Source organism: Daejeonella sp., assembly GCF_044342615.1.
In the GTDB taxonomy this organism is placed as follows: domain Bacteria; phylum Bacteroidota; class Bacteroidia; order Sphingobacteriales; family Sphingobacteriaceae; genus Daejeonella.
The window spans coordinates 1-2,918 of the sequence record NZ_JBIIPN010000213.1; the positions used below are offsets into that span (position 1 = coordinate 1).

The following is a 2,918-nucleotide window of genomic DNA, read 5'->3' on the forward strand; positions in this document are numbered from 1 at the left end:
TCTATATGATCTCCACCACAAATCGCAAAAGCCGAAGCAAAAAGATTGGGCTTTCTTCTCAAAATTTCAAAAGTCCCCATAGCACCCATTGAGAGTCCGCCCACATAAAAACGATCATTATCAGTGAATTTTTCAGACTTCATTTTGGCTACAAGGGCCATCAACATGCTCATCGACTTGTTGGGCTTAGCACCCTTTTGAAAGCTAAATCTTTCCGAACTCTTTCCATCTCCAAATTTTACATTAGCCCAAAAATCCCCCTGAGGGCATTGCGGAAAGATGATAATGGCGGGATATTTTTGTCTGCTTTCAGCATTAAGAAAAGGCTTAGTCCCATGCACTAATTGCGCCTCATTATCATTCCCACGCTCACCTGCACCATGTAAAAAGAATAAAACTGGATATTGCTTGTTAACATCAAAATTTTCTGGCAATAACATTCTATAGCTAAGGGTATCTCCTCCTTTTATAAAATGCTCTTTAGAAAACAAAGTCTTATCCTGCGCTGTACAATACTGCACACTTATATAAAGCAGGAGCGTGATGGCTAGTAATTTCCTCATTGATAAATTTTTTTTAGGAAATTAAGAATTCTTTAGAAGTATATCCCTATTTTTTTAGAAAAACAAAGTAAACCGCGAGAATTAAAAAGCCAAAGCCCTAAAATCTTATGCTTTAATTGCTTTTAGTTTTTCGGTATTGATAGGCTGCGGGACTTTCACATAATATCCGGTACCATCATAAACACGCTTGCGCGGATGTGCCTGACAAACAGCAGAACATGCACCATCTAGTTGCTCACCACAAGCATCACATTGTGTAAAATGCTCATTGCACTCAGGATTAGCACAGTTTATCATTTTTGTAGTGTGTGAACTGCAATTACGACAAGTAGATATCACCTTAGGATTTACTGAATTTACATCCACTGCTACGCGATTATCAAACACATAACATTTGCCTTCAAAATCTTCGCCACCAGCTTCCTTACCATATTTGATAATTCCACCATGAAGTTGATACACATTTTCAAAACCCGCATGAAGCAATAAAGCACTTGCTTTTTCGCATTTTATCCCACCCGTACAATAAGTGACAATCTTTTTGTTTTTGTATTGAGCCAACTCATTAATCTGTTGAGGGAAATCACGAAAATTATCAATATCAAAGGTTATGGCATTTTTAAACCTACCGATGGAATGCTCGTAATTGGATCTTACATCCACAACAACTACATCCTCATCATCCTTCATATTTACGAAGTCTTGAGGCTCCAAGTGGATACCTGTTTTGATTTCAGGATTAATTATGGAAGGATCTCGCAATCCCGAATGCACAATTTCAGACTTATATCTGCAATGCATCTTAATAAAGGAAGGTTCCTCTACATCGTCTATCTTGAAATCAATTTTTGAAAATCGAGGATCAGCATGTAGGGTGTCCATGTAAGTTTTACACGACTCTTCAGTGCCCGAAACGGTGCCATTAAGCCCCTCATCAGCCACAATAATACGTCCTACAAGATTTAAAGATTTACAAAATTGTAAATGGTCGGTTGCAAATTGTTCTGCACCTTCAATTCTACTATAACAATAGTAGAGTAGTGTTTGGTATTTGATCATAATTCATTGATACTGCTGCAAACAGCGTTTAATGCGATGCAAAGATACAATTATCGTTTAAATTATGCAAATATAACTCTGGCTTAAAGGACTATTCCAAATCTGAATCCGTCGTCATAAGCCTTACCATTCACAAAAGATCTACCATAAACCAACCTAAAATTCAAATATTGGAGTCCGGCATAGCCCTCCGTAAAATTCCTCACTTTAGGTGTACTTAAATAATTAAATCCAATAACCTCACTCAATTTCAATTTTCGTATATAAGGTAATTTATTGGTTAAAAATCCTGAGAAATTATGGCTTAAATGAGCTTCAAAATAGCTTTGAGGAGTACTAAATTTATAATAATCTAAGAATAGAAAACTGTTTATGTCTGTTGAATAACCTAAAAGCCTATTCCCTCTAAAATGCTTATAATCATTAAAATAAATGCTTTTTGAGTTTAAAAACTTTCCGGCCCCAATCCAAAAGGAAGAGCTTCCTACAAGTCCAGATTTTACACCCGATTTGCTTAAACTGGCAGTCAATAAATCATAGTCTACATCCGATCCTAGCAGACCATGTATCCCCTTCGTATAATTGACACTTAAACGCGGGTACTTAGATTGCAGGTAAAATTTCCCAGTTGGATAAGTGACATATTCGCTATTAAAGGCATAAGAAGCACTAAAATTGATTTTCAAAGCCTGATTTTCTGGGAACATTGGCAGATTTGAATCTGGTAAAAGCGGATCATTTGATGTGAATTGTTTCCTTTCCACATCTCTAATTTTATAATCGGTAGTATTTAGCAATGCTCTACGGTTTGACCAAGAGGTAGAAATGCTAGTTTGTACACTTCCTAAAGACTTGCCGTAAGAGAAATTCAAAAATTTTCGCTCATAAACTTTCAATAAATTTCGTTCATAAAAAAGCGTATTAATCATATTCCCTAATTGAGATAGAGGCTCCAAATTATTCAAATCCTGCACATCTGAACCTATATCATAGCTGATTCTAGCCTTTTTTATGGGAATAACTCCAGAAAAACTGCCATACATCTTCTCACTCGAAAAACCATACCTCAATTTACCAGTAATACTCATGTATTTATTAGTCGCCGAATCAATTTGCTTTGAATAGGATGCTTGATAATTTAATCCGAAACCCTCTACGGTATTATAATAAACCGAATTAATCAATGACCCAAAGCGAAAATACTCCTTCTTAAAACGATTTCTCGGATTGTAGCCTGAGCCAATTATAAATCCTAAAGGTTTAAATTTATTATTAACCGTATCCAAGGAGTCAAGG

Annotated in this window: 3 protein-coding genes; all 3 read right to left on the reverse strand. The window is 35.9% G+C overall.

The features are described from left to right. Positions 1–563, reverse strand: a 563-nt coding sequence (locus tag ACIQ0D_RS12475) for an alpha/beta hydrolase-fold protein (RefSeq protein WP_395806104.1), incomplete at its 3' end; no start/stop codon positions are given. 105 nt (positions 564–668) lie between these two features. Next, entirely contained in the window at positions 669–1,622 is a 954-nt protein-coding gene (locus ACIQ0D_RS12480) for a rhodanese-related sulfurtransferase (protein WP_395806106.1), read from the reverse strand. An 83-nt stretch (positions 1,623–1,705) separates the two neighbouring features. After that, on the reverse strand, positions 1,706–2,918 hold a 1,213-nt coding region (locus tag ACIQ0D_RS12485; RefSeq protein WP_395806108.1), incomplete at its 5' end, for a DUF5686 family protein.